The sequence below is a fragment of the Niastella sp. genome (genome assembly GCF_045805085.1).
Taxonomy (GTDB): Bacteria; Bacteroidota; Bacteroidia; order Chitinophagales; family Chitinophagaceae; genus Niastella.
This window is the reverse complement of the sequence record NZ_JBJMLX010000270.1, coordinates 1-2271: the sequence shown is the minus strand read 5'-3', so window position 1 is coordinate 2271 and position 2271 is coordinate 1. Positions and strand designations below refer to the sequence as shown.

Annotated in this window: 3 protein-coding genes; 1 reads left to right on the top strand and 2 read right to left on the bottom strand. The window is 45.8% G+C overall.

The features are described from left to right. On the top strand, nt 1-686 hold a 686-nt coding region (locus tag ACJ751_RS14190), incomplete at its 5' end, for a DUF1080 domain-containing protein (RefSeq protein WP_407746156.1). 437 nt (nt 687-1123) lie between these two features. On the opposite strand, the gene ACJ751_RS14185 is transcribed toward ACJ751_RS14190, so the two are convergent. Then, nucleotides 1124-1501: a hypothetical protein gene (locus ACJ751_RS14185; protein ID WP_407746155.1), complete on the bottom strand. Its 378-nt coding sequence runs from the start codon at nt 1499-1501 to the stop codon at nt 1124-1126. Continuing rightward, nucleotides 1480-2271, bottom strand: a 792-nt coding sequence (locus ACJ751_RS14180) for a trypsin-like serine peptidase (RefSeq protein WP_407746154.1), incomplete at its 5' end; no start/stop codon positions are given. The genes ACJ751_RS14185 and ACJ751_RS14180, both read right to left, overlap by 22 nt.

Here is a 2271-nt window from a genome sequence, read left to right as displayed (position 1 = left end):
TTGCCGATTATATTCCAAACAACCTGACCACTTATGAAAAAAGCGAAGGCTGGAAATTGTTGTTTGATGGAAAAACGACCGATGGCTGGAAGGGCGCCTACAAACCTGGTTTCCCCGAAAAAGGCTGGCAGGTAAAAGATGGAAACCTGACTGTGCTGTCATCGAATGGCGCTGAATCAACGAACGGCGGTGATATTGTTACCAAAGATGAGTACAGCGCTTTCGACCTGTCGTTCGATTTTAAACTGACACCTGGCGCCAACAGCGGCGTGAAATATTTTGTGACCCTGAGCGAGAAAAACGCCGGTTCGGCCATTGGCCTTGAATACCAGGTGCTGGATGACACGTTGCATCCCGATGCCAAGCTTGGCCGCGATGGCGATCGTACGCTGGCCTCCCTGTACGACCTTATAAAAGCCGACAAACAAAAACGGTTCATTCACCAGCCGGGTCAATGGAATACCGGCCGTGTTGTAGTATATCCCAATAATCATGTGGTGCATTACCTGAATGGTGTAAAAGTGTTGGAATATGACCGCGGTTCACCTCACTTTCGCGAATTGGTGGCTATGAGTAAATACAAAGTATGGAAGGATTTTGGAGAAGCGCCTAAAGGGCATATTTTGTTACAGGACCACGGAAATGAAGTAAGTTTCAGAAGTATTAAGATAAAGCAGTTAAAGTAGCTTACAGCGTTATCAGAGATATTAGAAGCCCTTCCCGACTTTGTCGGGAGGGGTTTTTCTTTTTTGGCCTGCCGGCCGAAAAGGGTATAAAAAAAGAAAGGTCGCCTTGTTACAGGCGACCCTACACTAATCAAATACCATTAACCATTAAACCTTATCCTATTGCAAAGTTGCAACTTAAATCGCACATAAAAAATAGATTGCCATAAAGATTTTGCACTAATAAATAATTACTCCTAGAGAACAGGTAAAAAATAGGATTATTACTATCCCGGAATGAGCATATCAGGAGAGAAAAATACTCTTGCAGCTATGTGTATAGTATGCTAAATGGCTGCTAAAGCAAACAAGTGTTAGAATTATAACATAGAACGGAGCCCTGCAACATTGAATGGGCAGGTAGCTGAAAGCCGGATGGGGATTGATAAATGTCTGTTTTACAATGGAATTTTTAAAACACTGTCTTTAGTAAGGTTAACAGTTAATCTTTTTGATTCATTGCTATAATTAATTAGCAAGGTATAAGTGCCCGGAAGCTGAATATTGGGCAAATAAAAAGTGCCCTGTTCGTCGCTTTGTGCGGCAATGTCGGGATGTTCATAACTGCCCCCGGCTATCATTACAATGGCGCCTTCCACCGGGGCGCCGGTAGCAGATTTATACAACATTCCTTTTACACTGGCAGTAGTCCCTGACGGCATATAAAAATTGTTTTGTTTTATTAACCAGTAACCGATCAAAAAGCAGGAAAGGATGACGGTGATCCCCAGCCATCCTTTCCTTGATTGTTTGGTTACATCCCCAGATTTTTCCATGCCTGAAGATTATTGAAAACAGGCTGTACAATTCTTGTTGCGGAATTGCCCGATACCAAACCATTGGTATGTATGCCTACGGCATAGCGGGCATTGCCCACTTTTACCCAAACCGGTGAACCACTCTGGCCACCCATGGTGTCTATTTCATAATAAATAACGCGGGGCGCTAGAGATTTTGCCTTGCGCGCCATAAACCATTGCTGGTTGCCGCCTTTGTCGCCGGGGTAGCCCGCCAGGTTAAGGTAAGCGCTCAGCAGGTATGGGTTGTCTTTTACTGCAAACCCGAACACGCCGGTTTTATCGCCGGGACGGGCATTGGAAGGCAGAATGATACAGCCATAATCATACTCTCTTTTTTTATCATTTACCCAGCCGGCAACGCTTCTGAAAGAAGTGCCCATGAATGAGCCGTAAGGACGTGCAGCGTCATTCAAACCAGGAATTACTTCAATACTCTTTGGCCATCCGCCCTGGTCGTGCATGTACACGCAGTGCCCGGCGGTAATTACGGTGCGGGGTGCAACCAGCCAGCCGGTGCCAATCCAGCGGCTGCCATTTTTTGCTGTGATGCGCAATGAGCAAATAGCCCGCCAGGGGAATGTGGTAGTGGGGGTAATGCGAACGCGGTCATCAGTGCCAATAATTACTTCAGAAATACTTTTCTGGTATAATTCGGGATAACTGGCAAAGAACGCATCGCGGGTAAATACGCCGCCTTCTCCTTCCTCGTCTGTAACTTCTGTACCGGCTTCTTCCAGTAAGTTCTC